22 protein-coding genes are annotated in these 25,153 nt (G+C 67.3%); 10 read left to right on the top strand and 12 right to left on the bottom strand.

Features of this window, described 5'->3' with window-relative positions; genetic code table 11:
• Positions 1-56 precede the first annotated feature (56 nt).
• A complete protein-coding gene (locus U5760_RS18655; protein WP_322013763.1) occupies positions 57-1,124 on the top strand; it encodes an AI-2E family transporter in 1,068 nt (355 codons plus the stop codon).
• Positions 1,125-1,169: 45 nt separating this feature from the next.
• Here U5760_RS18655 and U5760_RS18650 read toward each other — a convergent pair whose 3' ends face one another.
• A complete protein-coding gene (locus tag U5760_RS18650) occupies positions 1,170-2,024 on the bottom strand; it encodes an alpha/beta hydrolase (RefSeq protein WP_322013762.1) in 855 nt (284 codons plus the stop codon).
• Positions 2,025-2,107: 83 nt separating this feature from the next.
• On the bottom strand, positions 2,108-3,208 hold the full coding sequence (locus U5760_RS18645) for an OpgC domain-containing protein (protein WP_322013761.1): 1,101 nt from the start codon (positions 3,206-3,208) through the stop codon (positions 2,108-2,110).
• A 630-nt stretch (positions 3,209-3,838) separates the two neighbouring features.
• On the opposite strand from U5760_RS18645, the gene U5760_RS18640 reads away from it, so the two are divergent.
• Positions 3,839-4,723, top strand: coding sequence for a peptidoglycan DD-metalloendopeptidase family protein (locus U5760_RS18640; protein ID WP_322013760.1), 885 nt, complete (start codon positions 3,839-3,841; stop codon positions 4,721-4,723).
• Between the two features lie 90 nt (positions 4,724-4,813).
• On the opposite strand, the gene prpF is transcribed toward U5760_RS18640, so the two are convergent.
• The 4 genes from prpF to prpB form a co-directional block, all read right to left on the bottom strand.
• Complete coding sequence (gene prpF / locus U5760_RS18635; RefSeq protein WP_322013759.1) at positions 4,814-6,004, bottom strand: 2-methylaconitate cis-trans isomerase PrpF; 1,191 nt, start codon at positions 6,002-6,004, stop codon at positions 4,814-4,816.
• A 106-nt stretch (positions 6,005-6,110) separates the two neighbouring features.
• The gene (acnD, locus tag U5760_RS18630) at positions 6,111-8,708 is read right to left on the bottom strand and encodes a Fe/S-dependent 2-methylisocitrate dehydratase AcnD (RefSeq protein ID WP_322013758.1); all 2,598 of its coding nucleotides are present in this window, start codon (positions 8,706-8,708) and stop codon (positions 6,111-6,113) included.
• 174 nt (positions 8,709-8,882) lie between these two features.
• Positions 8,883-10,049: a 2-methylcitrate synthase gene (prpC, locus tag U5760_RS18625; RefSeq protein ID WP_028224053.1), complete on the bottom strand. Its 1,167-nt coding sequence runs from the start codon at positions 10,047-10,049 to the stop codon at positions 8,883-8,885.
• A gap of 59 nt (positions 10,050-10,108) precedes the next feature.
• On the bottom strand, positions 10,109-10,999 hold the full coding sequence (prpB, locus tag U5760_RS18620) for a methylisocitrate lyase (RefSeq protein ID WP_322013757.1): 891 nt from the start codon (positions 10,997-10,999) through the stop codon (positions 10,109-10,111).
• A 14-nt stretch (positions 11,000-11,013) separates the two neighbouring features.
• Here prpB and U5760_RS18615 point away from each other — a divergent pair, with 14 nt between their 5' ends.
• Positions 11,014-11,148: a hypothetical protein gene (locus U5760_RS18615; protein WP_322013756.1), complete on the top strand. Its 135-nt coding sequence runs from the start codon at positions 11,014-11,016 to the stop codon at positions 11,146-11,148.
• A 52-nt stretch (positions 11,149-11,200) separates the two neighbouring features.
• The gene (gene prpR, locus U5760_RS18610; protein ID WP_322013755.1) at positions 11,201-13,255 is read left to right on the top strand and encodes a propionate catabolism operon regulatory protein PrpR; all 2,055 of its coding nucleotides are present in this window, start codon (positions 11,201-11,203) and stop codon (positions 13,253-13,255) included.
• 13 nt (positions 13,256-13,268) lie between these two features.
• Here prpR and U5760_RS18605 read toward each other — a convergent pair whose 3' ends face one another.
• On the bottom strand, positions 13,269-13,664 hold the full coding sequence (locus U5760_RS18605) for a hypothetical protein (RefSeq protein ID WP_322013754.1): 396 nt from the start codon (positions 13,662-13,664) through the stop codon (positions 13,269-13,271).
• A 280-nt stretch (positions 13,665-13,944) separates the two neighbouring features.
• Between U5760_RS18605 and U5760_RS18600 the strand changes: the two genes are divergently transcribed.
• The 5 genes from U5760_RS18600 (at position 13,945) to U5760_RS18580 (ending at position 19,312) form a co-directional block, all read left to right on the top strand.
• The gene (locus U5760_RS18600) at positions 13,945-14,400 is read left to right on the top strand and encodes a (2Fe-2S)-binding protein (protein ID WP_322013753.1); all 456 of its coding nucleotides are present in this window, start codon (positions 13,945-13,947) and stop codon (positions 14,398-14,400) included.
• A gap of 1 nt (position 14,401) precedes the next feature.
• Positions 14,402-16,672, top strand: a complete 2,271-nt coding sequence (locus tag U5760_RS18595; protein WP_322013752.1) for a xanthine dehydrogenase family protein molybdopterin-binding subunit — start codon at positions 14,402-14,404, stop codon at positions 16,670-16,672.
• Positions 16,673-16,686: 14 nt separating this feature from the next.
• Positions 16,687-18,045 (top strand): cytochrome c, encoded by a 1,359-nt coding sequence (locus tag U5760_RS18590; RefSeq protein ID WP_322013751.1) that lies wholly within the window; start codon positions 16,687-16,689, stop codon positions 18,043-18,045.
• A gap of 125 nt (positions 18,046-18,170) precedes the next feature.
• Positions 18,171-18,776 (top strand): DNA-3-methyladenine glycosylase, encoded by a 606-nt coding sequence (locus U5760_RS18585; RefSeq protein ID WP_322013887.1) that lies wholly within the window; start codon positions 18,171-18,173, stop codon positions 18,774-18,776.
• Between the two features lie 185 nt (positions 18,777-18,961).
• On the top strand, positions 18,962-19,312 hold the full coding sequence (locus U5760_RS18580) for a DUF4148 domain-containing protein (protein ID WP_322013750.1): 351 nt from the start codon (positions 18,962-18,964) through the stop codon (positions 19,310-19,312).
• Positions 19,313-19,542: 230 nt separating this feature from the next.
• On the opposite strand, the gene U5760_RS18575 is transcribed toward U5760_RS18580, so the two are convergent.
• Complete coding sequence (locus U5760_RS18575; protein WP_322013749.1) at positions 19,543-19,986, bottom strand: CBS domain-containing protein; 444 nt, start codon at positions 19,984-19,986, stop codon at positions 19,543-19,545.
• A 277-nt stretch (positions 19,987-20,263) separates the two neighbouring features.
• Here U5760_RS18575 and ribA point away from each other — a divergent pair, with 277 nt between their 5' ends.
• Positions 20,264-20,911 carry a GTP cyclohydrolase II gene (ribA, locus tag U5760_RS18570; protein WP_322013748.1) on the top strand — a complete coding sequence of 216 codons (648 nt, stop codon included), beginning with the start codon at positions 20,264-20,266 and terminating at the stop codon, positions 20,909-20,911.
• 174 nt (positions 20,912-21,085) lie between these two features.
• Here ribA and U5760_RS18565 read toward each other — a convergent pair whose 3' ends face one another.
• From U5760_RS18565 to U5760_RS18550, 4 genes are all read right to left on the bottom strand, one after another.
• Complete coding sequence (locus U5760_RS18565; protein ID WP_322013747.1) at positions 21,086-22,207, bottom strand: porin; 1,122 nt, start codon at positions 22,205-22,207, stop codon at positions 21,086-21,088.
• 79 nt (positions 22,208-22,286) lie between these two features.
• On the bottom strand, positions 22,287-23,612 hold the full coding sequence (locus U5760_RS18560; protein WP_322013746.1) for an MFS transporter: 1,326 nt from the start codon (positions 23,610-23,612) through the stop codon (positions 22,287-22,289).
• A 74-nt stretch (positions 23,613-23,686) separates the two neighbouring features.
• Positions 23,687-24,163, bottom strand: a complete 477-nt coding sequence (locus tag U5760_RS18555) for a cupin domain-containing protein (RefSeq protein WP_322013745.1) — start codon at positions 24,161-24,163, stop codon at positions 23,687-23,689.
• A gap of 68 nt (positions 24,164-24,231) precedes the next feature.
• Positions 24,232-25,137, bottom strand: coding sequence for a fumarylacetoacetate hydrolase family protein (locus U5760_RS18550; RefSeq protein WP_322013744.1), 906 nt, complete (start codon positions 25,135-25,137; stop codon positions 24,232-24,234).
• Positions 25,138-25,153: the final 16 nt, after the last annotated feature.

Raw genomic sequence — 25,153 nt, 5'->3', positions numbered from 1 at the left:
CCGGCGACGCCATTGCGCTGGCCGGGAGCCGATTTGTCGATTTTTGTTGAGGTTACATGATTCATCGTCCACCTGCTCCGAACTCCGCAAACGGGCAGAAAATCCAGCGCGTCGCCTCGGCGGCGCTGTTCGTCGCTCTCGTGCTCGTCGCGCTGTGGGTCGTGCGCGAATTCATTCCCGCCGTGGCGTGGGCGTGCGTGCTCGCCATCGTGCTGTGGCCCGCCTATCGGGCCATCGAGCGGCACCGCTGGTTCCAGCGCCGCACCACCGCAATCGCCACGGTGCTCACGCTCGCCATTGCGCTTCTCGTGGTGCTGCCGATCACGATCACGGCGATCCAGGCGGGCGGCGAGGCACACGATCTCTTCATCTGGTTCCACTCGGCGCAGGAGAACGGCGTGCCGGTGCCCGATTTCGTCGCGCACCTGCCGGTGGGCAGCCACCAGGTGGCCGACTGGTGGCAGGCCAATCTCGCGCAGCCGCTCAAGACGTCCTCGGCGATGAAGAGCCTGCATGGCGATGCCATCGTCGAATTCGGGCGGCACTTCGGCGCGCGCGCGGCGCGGGCTTCGATGACTTTCGCCTTCATGCTGGTCACGCTGTTCGTGATCTTCCAGGCGGGGCCGCGCCTCTCAGGCACGCTGATACACGGAGCGCAACGCGCATTCGGCGCCGACGGCGCCGATCTGCTGGCGTGCATGGCCGCCGCGGTGCGGGCGACGGTCACGGGGCTCGTGGTCGTGGGGCTCGGCGAGGGCGTGCTGCTGGGCGCGGCCTATCTGGTGACCGGCGTGCCGCACGCGGCGCTGCTCGGCACCGTGACCGCCATCGCGGCCATGCTGCCGTTCTGCGCGCCCGTGGTGTTCGGGCTCGCGGCGCTCTGGCTGCTCGTGCAGGGATCGGTGGTCGCGGCCATCGGCCTCGCGGTGTGGGGCTGTGTCGTGGTGTTCGTGGCCGAGCACTTCGTGCGGCCCGTGCTGATCGGTAACTCCACGCGCCTGCCGTTCCTGCTGGTGCTTTTCGGCATCCTCGGCGGGGCGACGACGTTCGGGCTGATCGGCATCTTCATCGGCCCGGCGCTCATGACCGTGCTGATGGTGCTGTGGGGCAACTGGGCCGAGTGAGGTTCCCACGCGGGCGGTCGAGGCACGTCGTGCCTGCGCACGCAGTCAATGCACGCACGCGAGCGTGTATTTGAGCGCTGCCGGCAGCAGTTCGCGCCACACGGGCCAGACGTGGCCGCCATCGACGATGCGCAGCGCGGCCGGATTGCCCGCCTCGCGCAGCCGCGTATAGAGCAGCGACGATTCGGCCTGGATCACGAGGTCGTCGTCGCCGGATGCGACGAAGACGGGCAGGCGCCAGGGCCGCGCGAAATACCCGTTCCACAGCGCAGGGTAGTTGAGGGCGCGCCAGACATGCAGGTCGAACTGGTGGTCGCCGAACACGCCCACGCGGCGCGCGGACGAATCGGGCGGCGGATCGTTCGCGTAGATCGCGGGCGAGAGCAGGAGCGCGCCGCAAAACGCGTCCGGATGCTCCATCGCATAGCGCAGCGCGCCGAAGCCGCCCATCGAAACGCCGCCTATCGCCCGTCCGCCGCGGTCGCCGGCCACCGCGTAGCGGCGCTCGATCTCGGGCATCAGGTCTTCGAAAAAGGCCGTCTCCATCTTTTCCTTGCGATCGACGTACCAGTCGGTGCCGCCTTGCGGCATCACGATCACGACCGGTGCGATCTCGCGGCGGGCGATCAGCGTGTCGGCGGTCGTCTGCAGGTCGCCTTGCGTCACCCAGTCCATCGGCTCGCCGTTGTTGCCGTGCAGGAGATACAGCACGGGATAGCTTGCCGTGTCGGCGCGGTAGCCCGTGGGCAGATAGATCACGTATTGCCAGTCGCGTCCGAGCGCCGCCGAATGGAATGTGCGCACGGAGATTGTGCTGGCCGCCGCGGGCAGCGTGCTCAATGCAAGTGCGGGCAGGGCGGCGGCGAGTGCGAGCAGCGCCGTTCGAAGAAGTCTGCGCATGGCAGTCAAGCGGATGAGGATGAGGCGCGCGTGGCGCGGGAAGGCCATGCTAGCAGTCGCGCGAGGCGGCCGGCCAGCGCATTTCAGGCGGACGAGGCCTTGACCCGTGCGGGCAGGAGGCGCCTGAGCGGATCGGATGCGCGCGCAACGACGAAGAGCGCGCCGAGCGCGATGGCGTCGGCGGCGAGGCCGAACGGCACGTTCAGGTAGCCGTCGGTGTACCAGTAGAGCACCGAGTCGACGACGAGCGAGATCACCGCGCCCGCGACGAACGAGACGAGCCCCTTGCGGCCGACGAGGCCGATCCACGGCAGCGCCCGCGCGATCCGCTTCGCCCAGCCGAGCCGGATCACGTGTGCCGTGAGCCACGCGATGCCGAGGAAGTTGAGCACGCGGAACCAGGCGAGATTGCGCTTGAAGTCGGCATCGAGTGCGACGTTGCCGAGGTGCAGGCGATACGCGGCGGCCGCCGCGACGATGCCGAGCGCCGCGAGCGTGACGATCCAGCCCAGCCGGTGCGCGCGCGTGCGCTGGAAGACGGGCTGTGCCTGGGCGATCACGCCGAGGACGAACAGCAACTGCCAGGCGAGCGGGTTGAAGTCCCATTGCATGTCGGGCGCGTGAGGCAGATGCGGGGTGACGAGGGGCGCGAGCGCCCACAGCGCGACGCTGCCCGCGAGCAGCCGCCACGGCTTCGAGCGCGCGAGCGGCAGCGCCAGCGGCGCGGCGAGCGCGAAGCACGCGTACATGGGCAGCACGCCGGCCAGGTAGGGCTGGCGGCGCAGCAGCACGATGTCGCGCAGAGCGGCGGCGGGGGCGAGCGTGAGGTCGTCGAGGTCGGTGACGGCGAGATTCGGCGCGTCGACGTCGCAGGCGAGCAGGATGGCCGAGACCAGCAGCATCAGGAGCGCCGTGACCACAAAGGCGCGATAGATCTCGAACGCCCGACGGATGAAACGCTGGCGCGCGGCGGCTTCAGTGCGGCGCGCGCATAGCGCTGCCCAGGCGGTGGCCGTGGCGTAGCCGCCGAGAAAGACGAAGACCTCGGCCGCGTCGCACAGCGCGTAGGCGTGCAGGGTGATGCGCGACACGATGCTGCCGCCAATGTGATCGACGACGATGATGAGCAGGACGAGACCGCGAAAAAAATCGAGTTCGACGAGACGGTTGGATGACTGTGGCATGGATCGGGCGATGAGGCCGGCCTGGGCTGGTACCGGCATGAACCGCGGCGCGGCGCTGTACGACACGGTGACAACGGTGACAACGGGGGCAGCCGGCGGGCGCGAACGGCGGAAACGGTCCGTCGTGGGCGGAACAGGAGTGACCTGCGGTGTGGCGCCGGGTTCCCGGCGAGATAGCGGGTTAACCCGCCCCGGTTTGATCTCGCGCAATACTACATTAATTTCAAATTGCTTTCATTGCGGATGCGCGACCGTTCAAGTTTTCCCGTCCCGCTGCCGATAAGGGATTGTGGCTGGCATGGGGCGGCATCGCCTTTCGGGGCCGGACTCGCTTCTGAATTCCACGATTTAACAGTTGTATCAGAGTGTGAGTCGCGCCCGGATGTGTGTGAAATGCGTTTTACAATGCCACGTCAATTTTGAGATTGTGGTCGTCCGCCAGAGGCGGGCGATGTCGTGAAATAGAAGCCATTTCTTCGAAGAAGAGGGCTGATCGGATGTAAATCGAAGCGGACCGGGCGGCCATGAGCGCCGGGTCAACGCGACGCAGGGAGCGCGCCAGACGCCGCATACCGCGCCGCGCGCACCTGTGCATCGGGTGCCGTCCGCCGCGATTGAAAGGAGGTGAAGATGTTCAGCGATCGAAGCGGCCGGCGTGCCGGCGCCCTGAAGACGCTTTGGGCCGGCATGGGTATCGTCGGTATCGTCTGTAGCGCGGCCCTGGTGGCCGGTTGTGCCAATCCCAATCAGCAGCAACAGCCGCCGCAACCGCAGCCGGAACCGTCGGCGTCGGCCAATCCGGCTTCGGGTGGCGATGCGGCTTCCGCCGCGGCCCAGGCGGCCGCGCAGCCAGCCAGTCAGGCACCCACCACCCAGGTGGTGACGAAAACGACCTGGGTGCGCGTGCGGCGCGGCGATTCGCTGCAGCGCATCGCGCAGGCGCACAGCGTCAGCGTGAAGGACCTGGAAGCCTGGAACCACATCAAGCATGGCCGGGTGCGTACCGGTCAGTCGCTCAAGATCGTCTCGAAGCAGACCATTACCGTGCAGGCGGCAGCGCCGGGATCCGCGCAGGCCGGCGAAGCGGGTGCCGCGAATTCGTCCGGGAACCGTGCCGTGTCCGCCGAAGTGGCGCGGCATGCTCAAAGCGTCACGCTCGCGTGGCCCGCGCAGGGTCAGGTGGTCGAAGGATTCCAGGCGGGCGAGACGCGCGGCATCGAGATCGCCGGCAAGGCGGGCGACCCGGTACGTGCCGCCGCCGACGGCAAGGTCATGTACGCCGGCACCGGTCTGAACGAATACGGCAGCCTCATCATCGTCCAGCACAACAAGGACTTTCTGACCGCATACTCGCACAACCGGCGCTTGCTGGTGAAGACCGGCGATACGGTTCACCAGGGCCAGCAGATCGCGGAGATGGGCAGCGAGAACAACGACCGGGTGGCCGTGCTGTTCGAAGTGCGCCGCGACGGCAAGCCGGTCGATCCGATGCCGTATTTGCCGCCGCAGAGTTGAGGATCTCCGTAGCCGGGCGGTGACGGGGGCAGGCCGGCGGTGGTTCGCCCGCCTGCTTGCGTTCCCGCCCGGATACGAACGACGAGGGCGTCAGAACGCGTCGCCCGGCACCCGCACCCAGCCTTCCATCAACACGCGCGCGCTGCGGCTCATGATCGCTTTCTTGACGATCCATTCGCCGTTTTCCTCGCTGGCTTCGGCGCCCACGCGCAGCGTGCCCGAGGGGTGGCCGAAGCGCACCGCGTTGCGCTCGCCGCCGCCTGCCGCGAGATTCACGAGCGTGCCGGGGATGGCCGCTGCCGTGCCGATCGCCACGGCCGCCGTGCCCATCATCGCGTGGTGCAGCTTGCCCATCGACATCGCCCGCACGAGCAGATCCACGTCTTCCGCGCCCACGGGTTTGCCGCTCGAAGCCGTATAGGCCCGCGGCTTCGCGACGAAGGCGATCTTGGGCGTGTGCTGACGCGTGGCGATCTCGTCGAGGCTCTTGATGAGGCCCATGCGCAGCGCGCCGTAAGCGCGGATCGTCTCGAACTTCTTGAGCGCGTCGGCGTCGCCGTTGATGGCGTCCTGCAGCTCGGTGCCGGTGTAGCCGATGGCTTCGGCGTTCACGAAGATCGTCGGGATGCCCGCGTTGATCATCGTGGCCTCGAGCGTGCCCACGCCCGGCACTTCGAGGTCGTCCACGAGCTTGCCCGTGGGGAACATCGCGCCGCCCGCACCCTCTTCTTCGGCGGCGGGGTCGAGAAATTCCAGTTGCACTTCGGCGGCGGGGAAGGTCACGCCGTCCAGCTCGAAGTCGCCGGTTTCCTGCACTGCGCCGTTCGTGATGGGCACGTGCGCCACGATGGTCTTGCCGATGTTGGCCTGCCAGATGCGCACGGTCGCCACGCCGTTTTCGGGAATGCGGCTGCGCTCGATCAGCCCGCCGCCGATCGCGAACGGCCCCACGGCGGCGGAGAGATTGCCGCAGTTGCCGCTCCAGTCCACGAAGGCTTTGTCGATGGCGACCTGGCCGAACAGGTAATCGACGTCGTGGTCGGGCCGGCTGCTCTTCGCCACGATCACGGTCTTGCTCGTGCTGGAGGTCGCGCCGCCCATGCCGTCGATCTGCTTGCCGTAGGGGTCGGGGCTGCCGATCACGCGCAGGAGCAGCTTGTCGCGCGCCTCGCCCGGTTGCTGCGCCGCTTCGGGCAGGTCTTGCAGGCGAAAGAACACGCCTTTGCTGGTGCCCCCGCGCATGTAGGTGGCGGGAATCTTGATCTGGGGTACGTGTGCCATGGATGTTGGGTCCTCGAACGACAGGGCGGTACGCATGTGACGCGCAGCGTACCGCCCGTTCATTGACTTCGCGCTAACGCGCCTTCAAGCGCTCAATTGGCGGCGACTAGGCCGCTGCCTTCGACGATTCGAGGAAGTCCTGCGCGAAGCGTTGCAGCACGCCGCCCGCTTCGTAGATCGAGACTTCCTCCGCGGTGTCGAGCCGGCAGGTCACCGGCACTTCCACGCGTTCGCCGTTGCGGCGCTCGATCACGAGCGTGAGGTCGGCGCGCGGCGTGCGCTCGCCGATCACGTCGTAGGTCTCGGTGCCGTCGATGCCGAGCGTCTTGCGGTTCGTGCCGGGCTTGAACTCCAGCGGCAGCACGCCCATGCCGATCAGGTTCGTGCGGTGAATGCGCTCGAAGCCTTCGGCCACGATCGCTTCCACGCCCGCGAGCCGCACGCCCTTGGCCGCCCAGTCGCGCGACGACCCCTGGCCGTAGTCCGCACCCGCGACGATGATGAGCGGCTGCTTGCGTTCCATGTAGGTTTCGATGGCTTCCCACATGCGCGTGACCTTGCCTTCCGGCTCGATGCGCGCGAGCGATCCCTTCTTCACGGCGCCGTCCACCACGGCCATCTCGTTGACGAGCGTGGGGTTCGCGAACGTGGCGCGCTGCGCCGTGAGGTGGTCGCCGCGGTGCGTGGCGTACGAATTGAAGTCCTCTTCGGGCAGGCCCATTTTCGCGAGGTATTCGCCGGCCGCGCTGTCAGGCAGGATTGCGTTCGAAGGCGAGAGGTGGTCGGTCGTGATGTTGTCGCCGAGCACCGCGAGCGGGCGCAGGCCGCGCAGCGTGCGCTCGCCGGCGAGCGCACCTTCCCAGTAAGGCGGCCGGCGAATATAGGTGCTCGGGGCGCGCCAGTCGTAGAGCGGGTCCGTGGTCTCGCCGGTGACGGCGGTGGCCGCGAACATCGGCTCGTAGACCTTGCGGAACTGCGCGGGCTTCACGCTTTGCGCGACGATGGCATCGATCTCTTCGTCGCTCGGCCACAGGTCCTTGAGGTATACCGGCTTGCCGTCCTGGTCGGTGCCGAGCGCGTCTTTTTCGATGTCGAAGCGGATCGTGCCGGCAATCGCATAGGCCACCACGAGCGGCGGCGAGGCGAGGAAAGCCTGCTGCGCATACGGGTGGATGCGGCCGTCGAAGTTGCGGTTGCCCGAGAGCACGGCGGTGGCGTACAGGTCGCGGTCGATGATCTCCTGCTGGATCTTCGGGTCGAGCGCACCCGACATGCCGTTGCACGTGGTGCACGCAAACGCGACGATGCCAAAGCCGAGCTTTTCCAGATCCGGCAGCAGCTTCGCTTCTTCCAGATAGAGTTCCACCGCCTTCGATCCCGGCGCGAGCGAGCTCTTCACCCAGGGCTTGCGCGCGAGGCCGCGCGCGTTCGCGTTGCGCGCGAGCAGCGCGGCTGCGATCACGTTGCGCGGGTTGCTGGTGTTCGTGCAACTCGTGATTGCCGCGATGATCACCGCGCCGTCGGGCATCTGGCCCGGCACGTCTTCCCACTTGCCTGCGATGCCGCGTTCCGCGAGGTCGGAGGTAGGCAGGCGCTTGTGCGGGTTCGACGGGCCGGCCATGTTGCGCACCACCGTCGAAAGATCGAAAGTGAGCGTGCGCTCGTATTGCGCGTGCGCGAGCGTATCGGCCCAGAGGCCCGCCGTTTTCGCGTAGGTCTGAACCAGTTTCACCTGCTCTTCGTCGCGGCCCGTGAGGCGCAGATAGTCGAGCGTGTGGTTGTCGATGAAGAACATGGCCGCCGTGGCGCCGTACTCGGGCGCCATGTTCGAGATCGTGGCGCGGTCGCCGAGCGTGAGGCTCGATGCGCCGGCGCCGCGGAACTCCAGGTAAGCGCCCACCACCTTCTCCTTGCGCAGGAATTCGGTGAGGGCCAGCACGATGTCGGTGGCGGTGATGCCGGGCTGGCGCTTGCCCGTGAGCTCCACGCCGACGATATCGGGCAGGCGCATCCACGAGGCGCGGCCGAGCATGACGTTTTCCGCTTCGAGGCCGCCCACGCCGATGGCGATCACGCCCAGCGCGTCCACGTGCGGCGTGTGGCTGTCGGTGCCGACGCAGGTGTCGGGGTAGGCCACGCCGTCGGTCACGCCGATCACGGGCGACATTTTCTCCAGATTGATCTGGTGCATGATGCCGTTGCCGGGCGGAATCACGTCGACGTTCTTGAAGGCCTTCTTCGTCCAGTTGATGAAGTCGAAGCGGTCAACGTTCCGACGGTCTTCGATCGCGCGGTTCTTCGCGAACGCGTCCGGGTCGAAGCCGCCGCACTCCACGGCCAGCGAGTGGTCGACGATCAGTTGCACCGGCACGACCGGGTTCACTTTCGCCGGGTCGCCGCCCTGGTCCGCGATGGCGTCGCGCAGGCCCGCCAGATCGACGAGCGCGGTCTGGCCCAGGATGTCGTGGCAGACCACGCGCGCCGGATACCACGGAAAGTCGAGATCGCGCTTGCGCTCGACGAGCTGCGCGAGCGAGGCGGCGAGCGTGGCCGGGTCGCAGCGGCGCACGAGGTTTTCGGCGAGCACGCGCGAGGTGTACGGCAGCGTGTCGTAGGCGCCGGGCTGGATGGCTTCGACGGCTTCGCGCGCGTCGAAGTAGTCGAGCCGGGTGCCCGGGAGAGGTTTGCGGTAGGCGGTATTCACGGCTTGGGGACCAATGGAATAGAAATGGGACGCAACGATGGGGGAGGCCACGGCGCCACTGTACGCCGCTGTACGCCGCTTTATCGCCCCCTCCCACCTGGCCGAACGGCCAGCTTGCCGCCCGGCACGGACAGGTGCAACCTGTCGTCAACCGGGATTCAACGCGCCTGGCAATCAGCGCTTGCCGATCGGCACGAACTTCAGATTCTCCGGGCCCGTGTAGTTGGCGCTCGGGCGAATGATCTTGTTGTCGATGCGCTGCTCGATGATGTGCGCGCTCCAGCCCGCCGTGCGCGCGATCACGAACACCGGCGTGAACATCGCGGTCGGCACGCCCATCATGTGATAGGACACCGCGCTGAACCAGTCGAGGTTCGGGAACATCTTCTTGATGTCCCACATCACCGTTTCGAGGCGCTCGGCGATGTCGAAGAGCTTCAGGTTCGACTGCTCTTTCGAGAGCTTGCGCGCGACTTCCTTGATGACCTTGTTGCGCGGGTCCGAGATCGTGTAGACCGGGTGGCCGAAGCCGATCACGACTTCCTTCGCTTCTACGCGGCGGCGGATGTCGGCTTCCGCGTCGTCCGGGTTCTCGTAGCGCGACTGCACTTCGAACGCCACTTCGTTCGCGCCGCCGTGCTTCGGTCCGCGCAGCGCGCCGATCGCGCCGGTGATGGCCGAGTACATGTCGGAGCCCGTGCCGGCGATCACGCGGCCCGTGAAGGTCGAGGCGTTGAACTCGTGCTCGGCGTACAGGTTGAGCGAGACGTGCATCGCATCGACCCACGACTTCGACGGCTCGCGGCCATGCAGCAGATGCAGGAAGTGGCCGCCGATCGAGTCGTCGTCGGTTTCCACTTCGATGCGGCGGCCGTTGTGCGAATAGTGGTACCAGTACAGCAGCATCGAGCCGAGCGAGGCCATCAGGCGGTCGGCGATGTCGCGCGCGCCGGGCAGGTTGTGGTCGTCCTTTTCCGGCAGCACCGTGCCGAGCACCGAAACGCCGGTGCGCATCACGTCCATCGGGTGCGCCGAGGCGGGCACCCACTCCAGCGCGGCCTTCACGTTCGCGGGCAGGCCGCGCATGGCCTTGAGCTTCGCCTTGTAGGCCGCCAGTTCGGCCGTGTTCGGCAGCTTGCCGTGCACGAGCAGGTGGGCGACTTCTTCGAATTCGCACGCGGTGGCGAGGTCGAGAATGTCGTAGCCGCGGTAGTGCAGGTCGTTGCCCGTGCGGCCCACGGTGCACAGCGCTGTGTTGCCCGCCGCCACGCCCGACAGCGCGACCGACTTCTTCGGCTTGAAACCGCCTGCGCCCTGGGCCTTCGTATCTGCTTCGCTCATGGTGTCTTCCTCTGAATGATGTCTCGAATGGGGGAGGGGCAAAGAAACCCGTTATGCCGTTACTTCTTCGCTGCGAACAGCTCGTCGAGCTTCTGCTCGTAGGCGTGATAGCCGAGGTACCGGTAGAGGTCCTCGCGCGTTTGCATGGTCGCTACGGCGGCTTTTTGCGTGCCGTCGCGCTTCACGGTTTCGTAGAAGTTCAGCGCCGCCGCGTTCATCGCGCGATACGCACCGCAGCAGTAGAGCGCGATGTCCACGTTCGCGCTCCTCAGTTCTTCGGTGGTGAAGAACGGCGTGGAGCCGAACTCGGTCAGGTTCGCGAGAATCGGCACCTTCACCGCGGCCTTGAAGCGGCGGTAGTCGTCGAGCGTATTCATCGCTTCCGGGAAGATCATGTCCGCGCCGGCTTCCACGTAGGCCACCGCGCGCTCGATGGCTGCGTCGATGCCTTCCACCGCGGCCGCGTCGGTGCGCGCCATGATGACGAACTGGTCGTCGGTGCGCGCGTCCACGGCGGCCTTCACGCGGTCCACCATTTCCCCGGTCGGCGCCACTTCCTTGTTCGGGCGATGGCCGCAGCGTTTCTGGCCCACCTGGTCTTCCATGTGCACGGCCGCCACGCCCGCCTTGATGAACGAGCGGATCGTGCGCGCGATGTTGAAGGCGCCGCCCCAGCCGGTATCGATATCGACCATCAGGGGAATGTCGACGGCGTCGGTGATGCGGCGCGCGTCGATGAGCACGTCGTCCATCGTGCTGATGCCGAGGTCGGGCACGCCGAGCGAATTGGCGGCCACGCCGCCGCCGGAGAGATAGACGGCCTTGAAGCCGGTGGCCTCGGCCAGTCTGGCCGCATAGGCGGTGATGGCGCCGACAACCTGAAGCGGCTGTTCTGCGGCAACGGCCGCGCGGAATGTCGCGCCGGCGCTCGTGGGGGTTCTGGGGGGCATGCTGGATGTCTCCGGTGAAAGCGCGCCTCGATAGTGCAGATACCGTGCCAGGACGGGGCGGCGCGACTAACGCCTTGATTTTCCGCCAGATTGGCGAAGCGCGCCGCGCCGCTGACATTGCGATTGTGAAACTGGAATTTCAAATTTGAAATCCGCGGGCGATAATGCGGTTTCAGCTTCGCCGCAGGCATGACCGACGCCATGAACCGCTTTCCCGCTCCCTCCGGATTCCGCCCGCGCGTGTGGGCGATGGGCATCAGCCGCCTGCGCGACCTGTTCCGCGACATTGCCCGCGAATACGACGATCTCGCCGACCTGCGTGTGGTCGCGCGCGGCTTCGAGGAAGCCATCGCCGAGATCGCCGCGGCGGGGCCGAACCAGCGGCCCGACGTGGTAGTGGCGGCGGGCTCGAACGGCGGCTATCTGAAGGCGCGCGTGGACGTGCCCGTCGTGCTGCTGCAGCCCACCGGTTTCGACGTGATGCAGGCGCTCGCCCGCGCGCGGCGCGAGGCCGAACACGTCGCGCTCGTCACCTATGGCGAGACGCCCGCCGAAGTGCGCCGCTTCGCGAGCGCCTGGGGGATCGACGTGGTGTTCGCGTCGTACCGCAGCGTGCAGGACGCGGAAGCCTGCGTGCTCGATCTGCGCGATCGCGGCGTGGGGGCCGTCGTGGGGCCGGGGCTCGTCAACGATCTGGCCGCGCGCCTCGGGCTCGTGCCGTTTTTCGTCTATTCGCATTCCTCGGTGCGTTCGGCGTTCGATAACGCGCTCGAAGTCGCGCAGGCCACCTGGCGCGAAACGCAGCGGCGCCAGCGGCTGGACAGCGTGTTGCAGCACCTGCGCGACGGCGTGGTGGCGCTCGACGGCGAAGGGCGCGTGGAGGCGATCAACCAGCGGCTGGCGGCCGTGCTCGATATCGATCCGGTGCTCGCCGCGGGGCAGCCGCTCGCCGAACTCGCGCCCGATATCGCCTTTACGCTGCCCGAGACCGACGGCGAATCGCTCGAAACCGTGCGCGGCGTGAGCTATGTCGTGCATCGCGGGCCGCTCGTCGATAACGGCGTGACGACGGGGGCCGTCCTCACGTTTCAGGAGTCGCGCGCCGTGGAGCGGCTCGATCGCACCCTGCGCACGCGCCAGCGCACCCGGCAGTTCGTCGCGCGCTACCGGCTGGACGACCTGAGCGGCGCGACGCCCGGCATCGCGCGCGTGCGCCAGCTTGCGAAGCGCTATGCGAAGTCGGATGCCACGGTGCTGATTCGCGGCGAGAGCGGCACCGGCAAGGAGATGGTCGCGCAGGGCATCCATCGCGAGAGCGCGCGGCGCGATTTTCCGTTCGTCGCCATCAATTGCGGCGCGTTTCCCGAGGCGCTGCTGGAGAGCGAACTGTTCGGCTACGAGGAGGGTGCGTTCACGGGGGCGCGGCGCGGCGGCAAGGTCGGCCTGATCGAAGCGGCGCATCGCGGCACGCTTTTTCTCGACGAGATCGGCGAGATGCCGCTGCCGCTGCAAAGCCGCCTGCTGCGCGTGCTGCAGGAGCGCGAGGTGGTGCGTCTCGGCGCCACGGAGCCCACGCGCGTGGACGTGCGCGTGGTGGCGGCCACGCACCGCTCGCTTGCCGGACAGATCGAAGCGGGCGAGTTTCGCGCCGATCTTTACTATCGGCTGAACATTCTCAATCTCGCGATCCCGCCGCTGCGCGAGCGCGCGGCGGACGTCGTGCCGCTCGCCGCCGAACTGCTGCTGCAGGCGGCGCGGCGCGAGCCGCGCGTGGCGTTGCGCGTGCGCACGGCGGAAGCGGCGGCGCAGACGCTCGCGCCCATCGAAGCGGCACTCGCGCGGCACGACTGGCCGGGCAACGTGCGCGAACTGCAGAACGTGGTGGAGCGGATCGTGGTGGAGCTTGCCGATACCGACGTCGAAGCGATTCCCGTGGACGTGCTGCGGGCCATCGCGCCGGAGGTGTTCGATTCGCCCGAGGGCGCCGGGGCCGGGCCGATGGAGGCGGCGGTGGCGTTAGCAAAGGCCCCGATGACGCTGCGCGAGCGCAGCCTGAGCGCCGAGGCGGAGGAGATTCGCGCCGCGCTCGAAGCATGCGGCGGCGATCGCGATCGCGTGTGCGAACTGCTCGGCATCAGCAAGACGACGCTGTGGCGCCGCCTGGCCGCCGTGCGCGAGGCGGAACGGCCGGCCGCCTCGACGACGACCGGCGTGGCCTCCACGCCAGCCCGCAAACGCCGCACTCGCGGCGCCTGAACGCCGCGCCCCCTCAGCCGTCCCGCACGCCGCGCAGGAGCGGCGTGACCTGCCCGTGCAACTGGGCTACATGCGGGCTCGCCTGAAGCAGCGCCTGATAACGCTCGAAGAACTCCGGAGACTCCTCGCCCGAGAACAGCGCACACACCGCCTGCGCGGCGCCGATGCGGTCTTCGTCCGTGGCGTCCTTCGCGTCGAGCGATTCGTCGATGTTCGTGATGACGGTGGAAAGCGGCATGAGCCAGCGAAAGCCCGTGCCGTTGATCAGCACCTGCAGGAAGGCGGCGGGCGTGACCGGCCCGAACTCGCGCTCGTACTCCGCGCGCTCGTGGTCGAGGATCGCCTTGTGCAGCGTGAGGAGCGGCTTGCGGACTTCGTTGAGGAACTGCTTCGCGCGGGGCTCGTTCATGTTGCGGCTCCTTCGGTGCCGCGCGGTGCACGCGCGCGGCGGGTCGTGAGGGTGTGCGGACGATGGTAGCGCAATGCGGCCGCCGCCGCGCGCGACATGCGGCACGGGGGCCGGCTTTCAGCACGCGTTTTACCGCGGCGCTACACTCATCCGGTTCTCGGCAGGTCGAGCAGGCAGTGCCCGATAGCGGGGCTGCGATTGGTGTCTCGCGCAGAACAGCCGCTGCGCCAGGGCTTCGATTGCTCGATCCATAACGACAAATCCCCACCCCGGAGAGCCCATGACTACCCTGACCATCAATGGCGAGACCCACGAAGTCGATGCCCCACCCGATATGCCGCTGCTCTGGGTGCTGCGCGACATCGTCGGGTTGACCGGTACGAAGTTCGGTTGCGGCATCGCGCAATGCGGCGCCTGCACCGTGCATCTGGACGGCGAGGCCACGCGCTCGTGCGTGCTGCCCGTCGCGGCCGTGACCGGCCGCAAGATCACGACCATCGAAGCAGTGGCCGCGACGCCCTCGGGCCAGAAGGTGCAGAAGGCCTGGCGCGAACTGGACGTGGTGCAGTGCGGGTACTGCCAGTCGGGGCAGGTGATGTCCGCGGCGGCGCTGATCGCATCGAACCCGAATCCGAGCGATGCCGACATCGACGCCGCCATGGCCGGCAATATCTGCCGCTGCGGGACCTATAACCGGATTCGCGCGGCCATCAAGCAAGCCGCGAAGGAGGCCTGACATGTCCCAGGGTCTCCTCGATGCACAAAACGGTGCGCCCTCCGGTTCGCCTCGTGCCGCCAATGGTGCCGGCAGTGCGGGCTGGTCCCGCCGCGCGTTCCTGAAGCTCGGCGCGGCGGCGGGCGGCGGCCTGCTGCTCGGCTTCAGCGTTTCGGCCGGGGCGCAGGGCGATGCGCAAGGCGGGCAGGCGCGCAAGTCCATCGTCGGCGGCGACGGCAACGAGGCGCCGCAGAACGGCGTGTTCGAGCCGAACGCGTTCGTCCAGATCGACCGCAGCGGCAAGGTCACGCTGATCATTCCGAAGGTGGAGATGGGGCAGGGGGTCTATACGTCGATTCCCATGCTGATCGCCGAAGAACTCGAAGTGCCGCTCGACAGCGTGACGGTCGATCATGCGCCGCCCGACGCGAAGCGCTTCACCGACCCGCTGCTGGGCGGCCAGCTGACGGGCGGCTCCACCTCGATCCGCTACGCCTGGCAGCCGATGCGCGAAGCGGGCGCGACGGCGCGCACGGTACTGATCCAGGCCGCGGCGCAACAGTGGCAGGTCGATCCCGCCACCTGCCACGCGAAGGCCGGCGAAGTGCTGCACGACGCAAGCGGCCGGCGCATCGCCTACGGCCAGCTCGTGGACGCCGCCGCAACGCTGCCGGTGCCGCAGAAGGTGGCGCTCAAGGATCCGAAAGACTTCACGCTGATCGGCAAGCCGACGAAGCGGCTCGATTCGCCGGAGAAGGTGGACGGCTCGGCGCAGTTCGGCCTCGACGTGCGCCTGCCCAACATGGTCTATGCCGCCATCGTGAACTGCCCCGTGTTCGGCGGCACGCTCGCGAGCGTGGACGACACGCATGCGAAGCAGATTCCGGGCGTCTTGCAGGTGGTCAAGATCGACAACGCCGTGGCCGTGATCGGCGCGCATACGTGGGCCGCGAAGCGCGGCGCGGCGGCGCTCGCGATCCAGTGGAACGAGGGGCCGGGCGGGAGCGTGTCGATGCAGCAGATCGTCGGCGATCTCGCCGGCGCCTCGCAGCGCGACGGCGCCGTCGCGCGCAAGGACGGCGACGTGCAGCAGGCTTTCGGCAACGCGAAGACGCGCGTCGACGCGGTCTATCAGCAGCCGTTCCTCGCGCACGCCACGATGGAGCCCATCAACTGCACGGTGTCCGTGCGTCCCGACGGCTGCGATATCTGGGTGGGCACCCAGGTGCCCACGCGCGCCATCGACGCGGGCGTGGCCGTCACGGGCCTCAAGCCCGAGCAGATCACGCTGCACAACCATCTGCTCGGCGGCGGCTTCGGGCGGCGGCTCGAAGTGGATGCGATCACCCTGGCGCTCAAGGTCGGCAAGCAGGTGAACACGCCGGTCAAGGTTTTCTACACGCGCGAGGAAGACATCCAGCACGACATGTACCGGCCGTATTACTACGACCGCATTTCGGCGGGGCTCGACGCGAACGGCAAGCCCGTGGCCTGGCAGCACCGCATTACCGGGTCGTCGGTCATCGCGCGCTTCGCGCCCCCGGCGTTCCAGCACGGCGTCGATCCCGACGCCGTGGAAGTGGCCGCCGATCTGCCTTACGACCTGCCGAACCAGTTGATCGAGTACGTGCGCCAGGAACCGCACGCCGTGCCCACGGCGTTCTGGCGCGGCGTGGGGCCCACGCGCAGCACCTTCGTCGTGGAGAGTTTCATCGACGAACTGGCCGTTGCTGCGAAGACCGATCCGGTCGCCTACCGGCGCAACCTGCTCGGCAAGTCGCCGCGCGCGCTGGGCGTGCTCGACGTGGCCACGCGCGCCGCGAACTGGGGACCGCCCATGCCGAAGGGGCAGGGGCGCGGCGTTTCGGTGATGAATGCGTTCGGCAGCTTCTTCAGCATGGTCGCCGACGTCACCGTCGACGACGGCGAGGTGCGCGTGACCCGCGTGGTGTGCGCCGTCGATTGCGGCATGGTCGTCAATCCGGAGACCATCGAGGCGCAGATCGAAGGCGGCATCATCTTCGGCATCACGGCGGCGCTCTACAGCGAAGTCACGATCGACCGCGGACGCGTCACGCAGACCAACTTCACCGACTACCGCATCCTGCGCATCAACGAGTCGCCGCAGATCGAAGTGCATATCGTGAAGAGCACGGAGGCGCCGGGCGGCATCGGCGAGCCGGGGACGGCGGCGCTCGCGCCGGCCGTGACGAACGCGATCTATGCGGCCACGGGCAAGCGCCTGCGGCAATTGCCCGTCGGGCGTCAGCTTCAGAACGGGCAGTCGGTCTGAGGGAGCGAGAGACGATGAAAACGAACCACGCACTCCAGTCGTCGCGCCCGCGTCGCAGCGCCCGCGCGGCGCTTGCGCTCGCAACTTTCGCAACCTTCGCGACCGTCACAACCTTCGCGGCGCTCGCCTTCGTGCCCGGCCGCGCGGCCTTCGCCGCGACGCCGGCCGCGAGCGATGCCGACGCCGTCCAGCGCGGCGCTTACCTGGCGGCGGTCGGCGACTGCGCGGCCTGCCACACGGCGCCGCACGGCAAGCCGTTTGCGGGCGGCTTGCCGATGAGCACGCCGCTCGGCCATATCTACACCACCAACATCACGCCCGACCCCGGCACCGGCATCGGCAACTACACGCAAGAGGATTTCGCGCGGGCGCTGCGCGAAGGCGTGGCGAAGGACGGCCACAACCTGTATCCGGCCATGCCTTACCCCTCGTATGCGAAGGTGCGCGACGAGGACGTCGCCGCGCTCTACGCGTACTTCATGCGCGGCGTGCAGCCCGTGAACCAGCCCAACCGCGACTCCGACATCAAGTGGCCGATGAACATGCGCTGGCCGCTCAAGATCTGGAACGCGCTGTTCCTCGACAAGGGCGTCTATCAGGACAAGGCGGGCAAGGACGTGGCGTGGAATCGCGGCGCCTACATCGTGCAGGGCCTCGGCCACTGCGGCTCGTGTCATACGCCGCGCGGCATCGCGTTCAACGAGAAGGCGCTCGACGAGAGCGGCGGCGACTACCTGACGGGTGCGCTGCTCGACGGCTGGTTCGCGTCGAACCTCACGGGCGAGCACAACACGGGCCTCGGGCGCTGGAGCGAAGCGGACCTCGCGCAATTCCTGAAGACGGGGGCGAACCAGCACGCTTCGGCGTTCGGCGCGATGACGAGCGTGATCAACAACAGCACGCAGGCGATGAACGACGCCGACATCGGCGCGATGACGGCGTATCTGAAGTCGCTGCCGGCTGCGGGCGGCAATGGCGGCCCGGCATACGCGTACGATCCGCGGGCGACGAAGGTCTCGCTCCAGCGCCCGGCCAACGATGCGGGCGCCCGCGTCTATACCGCGTACTGCATGCATTGCCACGGCACCGACGGACGCGGCTTCGCCCCCCTGCTCGCCCCGCTCGCCGGCAATCCGAACGTGCTGGAGAAAGACGCGTCGTCGCTTATCAACGTCACGCTGAACGGCACGGGCGACCTCGTCATCCAGGGCATTCCGGCGCCGTATCCGATGCCGGCCTACGCCAATGTGCTGAGCGATCGTCAGATCGCCGATGTCCTCACCTTCATCCGCGCCGGCTGGAACAACAACGCCGGGCCGGTGGGCGTGCGGGACGTGGTGAAGCTGCGCGCGCAGACGCAGGCGTCGCGCTGAGGGCGCGGGCGATGGCGGCGCGTTTGAGCAAGGCAGCAAGCGATCGGTCGTCGTCGGGCGAGGGCGCGGCTCCGGCCTCGCCTTCGCCCGCATCGGCACGCGCGCGCCCGGCGGCCGCGGCGCGGCTGCGCATCATCCCGTTGCGGCGCGCGGACTTGCCCGTGGATACCGTCGAGCTTGCGCGCTTCATGGTGGGCAAGTACCTGGTCCACGATCTGGCCGCCGGCCGTATGAGCGGGCGCATCGTGGAAATGGAAGCCTACCCGGTGGGCGACTCGACCAGTCACGCGTTCATCGGCCGGCGCGCCTGGAACGAGTCGTTGTTTCTCGAACGCGGCCACGCCTATGTGCGGCTCACCTACGGCAGTTCGTACATGCTCAACATGTCGAGCGAGGAGGTTCAAACCGGAGCGGGTGTGCTGGTGCGCGCAGTCGAGCCGCTGGAAGGGCTGGCGCAGATGGCGGCGCTCCGGCCCGGCGTGCCGCCGCGCGATCTCGCGCGCGGGCCGGGGCGCCTCACGCAGGCGTTCGGCATCGGCGCGGCGTTCGACGGCGTGGACCTGTGCAGCGGCCACGGCCTCTGGATCGGCCGCGTGGACGAACCGGCGCGGCCTCTCGGCGTGACGACGCGCATCGGCCTGTCGCGCGAGACCGAGCGTCCGCTGCGCTTTTTCGAAGCCGGCAGCCCGTACGTCAGCGGACCGCGCCGGCTGCTTCTCGGCGGAGTCTGAGCTGGCCGGAATGCGGCTCGCGCGCCGCGTGCATTGTTGCCGCTGTCGAAACTGTATTTTGGGCAAATAGGTATTTGCCCTGGTCACTTGCCTCAATACACTGAAATTACCGGCTTCGCTCCTTGCGCGCTTGCTGCACCGAAAGCGTGAGGCGGGCCGACAACAAGTGAAGGAGGTAAGTCATCATGAAGTCCCGTACGCTGATTCAGGCCGCATTCGTGGCCGCCCTTGCCGCCGCGCCGGCCCTGGCTTTCGCCCAGACCGCCGACACCAGCGGCAACGTTCCCCTGACCCGCGCCCAGGTGAAGGGCGAGCTCGTCCAGCTCGAACAGGCCGGCTACAACCCGGCCACCGCTGACGACGCCACCTATCCGAGAGACATCCAGGCCGCCGAAGCGCGTGTCTCGCAACAGGAAGGCGTGGCGCAGGCGCCCGCCGCCGACACGAGCGGCTACGGCACGGCGACGCAAGGCACGATGCAGTCCGGCCAGCCCGCGACGATGCGCCCGGCTGATTCCGTCTATTTCGGCAACTGACTGTCGTCCGATCTGGCTTCCGGCTGACCCGTTAGCCGCTGATTCGCGTCGAATCCCTTACGGCCGGGGCGGCACGGCGCCCGCCCCAAGGCCTGCGCCTTGTACGCGTGTGCGCGTCGTCTAACGCGAGTTTCATGCGTGGAACCTCCGCCGCCGAAAGGCGGCTTCGCCCAACCCGGCTGGATTGGGCTTTTTTCATGCGCCGCCGCGTGGAGATCCAGCACGGAGATTCAGGTTCCCGGTCCGCCCGTGATGTAGTGCTCGAGCTGGGAGATCGTGAACTGCTGCTCGGCAATGATCTCTTTCACGAGGTCGCCGATCGACACCATCCCGATCAGCTTGCCGTCCTGCATGACCGGCAGGTGGCGCATGCGCCGCTCGGTCATGAGCGCCATGCAGTCGTAGGTGGTCTGCTCGAGCTGCACGAAGCGCACGTGCGGGGTCATGATGTCGCGCACCGGCGTGGTTTTCGAGGAGCGGTCCATCAGCACGATCTTGCGCGCGTAGTCGCGCTCGGTGACGATGCCGACGATCGCGCCGTCATCGGTCACGACCAGCGCGCCGATCTGCTTGTCTGCCATCAGGCGGATTGCGTCATAGACGGAGTCGGAGGCGGCTATCGTGTGCACCACCTGTTCCGGCTTCGATTTGAGTACTTGTGCAACGCTCGTCATAGGGCGACTCCCTTTCCTTCTTCAGTTCGTCCTTCAGTCATGGCGCGGCGCAGCACGGAGCGCTGGGCGCCCTGCGTGCCACCGGAAAGCCCCTCCAGTATAGGCTGAGGGCCTGCGTTGCGGCGTCGGGGTATGCGCGAGGGTGCTGGCCGGTGGCGCGGGCGGCGAGGGTGGCGAAATGACGGTAAACTCCGGTTCCATACCTCAATGCGGCCGTGTGCCTTTTTTGGCCGTGTGCTCCCCGTGTGCTCCTTTTGCCAGTCATTTGTTTCACAACATGCCTACGCTCCCTGAGTCGTCCTGCGCGGACGGCGATCACCCCAACGAATGCGTCGTGCTCGACGCCACCGCCTCGCTGCCGACCCGTTACGGCACGTTCACGTCCTACGTCTACCGGGTGAAAGACGGCGGCGCGGAACATCTCGCGCTCGTAATGGGCGACGTGGGGAACGGCGAGCCCGTGCTGGCGCGCCTGCACTCCGAATGCCTGACCGGCGACGTGCTCGGCTCCTACCGCTGCGACTGCGGCGAACAGCTCGACCTCGCGCTGCGCTACATCGCGGCCGAAGGCCGCGGCGTGCTGCTGTACCTGCGCGGCCATGAAGGCCGCGGCATCGGTCTGTCGAACAAGATCCGCGCGTATGCGCTGCAGGAGCAGGGCCGCGACACCGTGGAAGCGAACCTCGACCTCGGCCTGCCCGACGACGCACGCGAATACGATTCGGCGGCGGCGATCCTGCGGCTGCTGAAGGTGTCGTCGGTGCGCCTCATGAGCAACAATCCGAAGAAGTTCGACACGCTATCGGAGCACGGCATTCCGGTGCTCGAACGCGTGGCGCTCGCGATTCCGATGCGGGAAGAAAACGAACGCTATATCCGCACGAAACAGGTGAAGTTCGGGCATTACTTCGAAGAAAACGAGTAGGCCAATCCCGGCTCGGCCCGAGCGCGTCGCGATTCGTCAGGCTGTAGCTTAAGTATTTGAATGCGCGTGGATTTTAGGGTGATCGGCGAGCCTCGGCGCTTGCCGTCGCTCGCCCGCCCGCGCATCGCCATTGTCCTGGCACGCCGCGCCGGAACAGGGTTGCCGGCAGCGCACTCAGAACAGATGACGGATGCCGACCTGCACGCCGGTCTCGTCGTGGCCGGGATCTGGCGTGAGCAGCGAACCCAGCGTGATGCTGGCGCCCGTCATGCGGAACTGCGCGGTCCCGAAGTTTTTCAGCCATGACACGACGCCGTAGACCTGAGTGCGCTTCGAGAGCGAGTAGCTCGCGATGGCGCCAATCTGTTCGGCGTTGTTGTCGAGCGGCGAGTCGTCCTTGATATAGGCATAGGCGAGCCCGATCGTCGCCTGCGGCACGAGCCGGTAGTCGGCGGAAATGCTGTAGGTGCTGTGATAGTTGCCGGGTACGTTGCCGACCGGACCGAGAGCAGGGTCATATTTACCGGCCGGATTTGCGAGCGCGTTGCCCGTGGTGGCGGAGATCACGTCGTTCGCGCGGAACCACGCTAAATAGAGCTTGCCGTACCCGTAGTCGTAGGTCGCGCCCGCCATCATTTCTTGCACGCGCACGCTGGCGGTCGCATTCGCGGCATTGAGATAGGCGCCTGCCAGATAGAGCGCTCCTTGCTGGCTGTGCACACCCGCCTGATAGACCGCATTGCCTGCCAGCGAGCCGGGAACGCCGCCCGCCGAATAGTGAAGCTCCAGTTGCGTATTCGCTAGCTTGGGCGAGAACCAGGCGATGTCGTTGTCGACTCGTGCGAGCCAGTTCGCGAAATCGTTGTAGCCGGAACCGTACGTTGCCGAGCCGAGCGCATCGAGCTCGATCGCGTAGTAGAACATTGGCGTGTTCTGGCGGCCGAATCGAACTTCGCCAAACGGCCCCGCCATGCCGACCCACGCCTGGCGGTCGAAGAGCCGGAACGAGTTTTGCCGCGCCCCCGTCGACGGATCGAAGCCGTTTTCGAGGTCGAAGCGCACGCTGTAGCCGCCGCCGATGTCCTCGATGCCGCGCAGGCCCCAGCGGCTCGTCATTTCGCCGTTGTTCGCCAGGGTGACGAGCTGGGTCGATTTGCCGCCTGCCTGCGCAGACTGGTAGCCGACGAACGTGTCCAGCACGCCGTACAGGGTGATGGAAGACTGGGCGTTCGCGTTTGCGGCCGAAATGCAGAGCGCGGTGCCGCACAGCAGCGAATAGTGCAGGTTTTTCTTCATGGTCAGTAATCCTTATTGTTATCGAGGAATGGATCCGCTATGCGAATCCTTTGTCTCCAAACCCGGGAGTGAAGGCAGTTCAGCCGGGCGCGCACCCGCGCACCCGCCCGGCGACGGGCAGGCTGAGCATGACGAGGGCGCCCGCGCACGACACGGCGGCGAGCGCGAACAGGCACCAGGCGGGTTGATGCGTCAGTTCGCGAACCCAGCCGATGGCGAACGGAAAGACATATCCGCCGATATTGCCGATCGTCGAAATGAAGCCGATGCCGGCCGCCGCAGCCGTACCGGAGAGCAGCGTGCCCGGCAGCGAGAACAGCACTGCGTTCGCGCTGATGAGACCGAAGGCGGCGAGCGTGAGGCCGGCGAGCGAGACCACCGGGTACGTGGAGCAGACGCCGCTTAGCACGAGCCCGAGCGCGCCGATCAGAGCGGGGCCGGCGACGTGCCAGCGGCGCTCGCCCGAGGCGTCGGAGTGGCGGCCGACGACCACCGTTCCGATTGCCGCAAAGCCAAACGGCACTGCGCTCACGAGCCCGGTTTGCACGAACCCTTTGACGCCCAGATCGTGAACGATCTGTGGCAACCAGAACGCGAGACCGTATATACCCCCGATCTGCGTGAAATTGACGATCGACAGGCGCCATACATCGCCGTTGCGCAGGGCGTCGCCGAGCCGGTGCGCGTGGCCTTGTGCGTCGCGGGCCGCGCGTTCGCGGGCGAGCGTGGCGAGCACACGCGCCTGGTCCCCGGCGGGAAGCCAGCGGGCCCGGGCCGGTCCGTCGTCGAGCACGAACAGCGTTGCGATCCCGGCCAGCACGGCGGGCGCGCCTTCGAGCAGGAACAGCCACTGCCAGCCGTGCAGGGCCCAGCGGCCGTCGAAGTGCTGCATGATCCAGCCCGAGAGCGGGCCGCCCAGCACCCCGGCGAGGGCGATGCCAAGCAGGAACAGGCTGACCGCCTGCGCGCGCTGGCGGTTGGGGAACCAGTAGGTCAGGTAAAGGATCACGCCGGGAAAGAAGCCGGCTTCCGCGGCGCCGAGCAGCGTGCGCATCACATAGAACGAGAGCGGCGAATCGACGAACACCATTGCGGCCGAGACGATACCCCACACGACCATGATTCGTGCGATCCAGACCCGCGCCCCCACGCGTGCGAGCATCAGGTTGCTCGGCACCTCGCACAGGCAGTATGCGAGAAAAAAGATGCCGGCGCCGAAACCATAGGCGGCATCGGACAGACCGATGTCCGACGCCATGCGCAGTTTTGCGAAGCCGATGTTGATGCGGTCGATGAACGAGATGACGTACAGCAGGATCAGGAACGGCAGCAGGCGTTGGGCGATGCGGTTGTACAGCGTCCAGTCCGCATCGCTGGAAAAGCCCGAGCGGGCGAGTAGTTTCAAGAGCGTCTCCTGGCGGGGCTTCGTCCCGGTTTTGTACTTGTGCGTGCGATCGAGATCGCGGGCGGCGCGGGGAATCAGCCCGTCGCGTGCAATGCGTGGCCGGCCACGTGTATCGGCTGGGAGGCGATCAGGACGAATGCGATCACGCAAGGCTCGCTGCCGCGGTTGATCCAGTCATGAATCGTGCCGCGCTGCACGAGCACGTCGCCTGCCTTCAAGTGGACTTCGTGGCCGTCGAGATCCATGTCGATCTCGCCCGACAGCACCACCGCGTAGTCGATCGAGTCGGTGCGATGGTTGCGCGGTGCGACGCCCGGTGCGTACTCGATCACGCGGAACACGGTGCCGTTCGGATGCGCGGTCGCGACCTTGCGCTGCGCGCCGTCGCCAGGCGCGTCGTTGTCCACCGGAAAACCTTCAGTTGTCCATATTACGGTGGCTGTCGCGCCTTCGCGCAGCGGCGCGATGTTCGAGACTGACTCGTCGATGCTCACGCAGGCCTTGCCGTTGGCGTCGTGGCCGGTGACGACGCGACGGATGGAAAAACTCATGGGAACTCCTGTTGGCCGCCAGGGCCGGTCGATGAAAGTGGTGCAAAGTGCACTGGGCGTGCGTGGCCTCAGGCGCCGATCGTGTTGCGCAGCACGCCAATGCCGGCCACCCTGGTTTCCAGCACGTCGCCGGGATACATGAATTCGGGCGGCGTGCGGGCGTGCCCCACGCCTGGCGGCGTGCCTGTCGCGATGATGTCACCGGCCTCCAGCGTGAGGCCGCGAGAAAGCTCGGCGACGATGGTCGGGATGTCGAAGTACATGAAGCGCGTGTTCGATGCCTGCTTGACGACGCCATTGACGAGCGAAGCCAGATCGAGACCGTCCGGTTCGAGCGCGTCGCGCGTGACGATCCACGGTCCCATCGGGCAGGTGCCGTCAATGCTCTTTCCCTTGAACCACTGCTGTCCGTGGCGGCGCTGGATGTCGCGCCAGCTCAGGTCGTTCAGCGCGGTGAAGCCGAATACGTGCGCCATCGCATCGTCTTTCGCGATGTCGCGGCCCGTCTTGCCGATCACGACCGCAAGTTCGACTTCCCAGTCGAGTTGCGCGGAAAGCTCGTGAAAATAGGGGATGGGATCGTAGGGGCCGCAAACGGTCGTCGGCGCCTTCGTGAAGAAGGTTGGGAATTCCGGCATGTCCTTGACGTGCGGACGGATTTTCTCGCCCTCGGCGAAGTGCTCGAGATAATTCCAGCCCACGCAGAAGACGTTCTTGCGTGGCCGGGGGATGGGAGCGAGCAATTCCAGGCCGGCGAGCGGGCGGTCTTCGGCGGCGCGGCGCGCGAGCTCGTCGAGCGCCGCGCGCGCCGGCGCGCCTGCTGCGATCAGGGACACCATGTCGGCGGCGTCGAACGGCAGCGTCATTCCCAGTGCGGCGGCGCTCGCCGCGATGTCGACGACACGGTCGACGCCGCGCACCAGGCCGAGACGGATGGTGAGGTCGGCATGGTCGCGAAAACTCAGTAATTGCATGAATCGATTCCCGGTT

The organism is Paraburkholderia sp. J12 (genome assembly GCF_905220215.1).
Taxonomy (GTDB): Bacteria; Pseudomonadota; Gammaproteobacteria; order Burkholderiales; family Burkholderiaceae; genus Paraburkholderia.
This window is presented reverse-complemented; position numbering and strand designations above follow the sequence as displayed.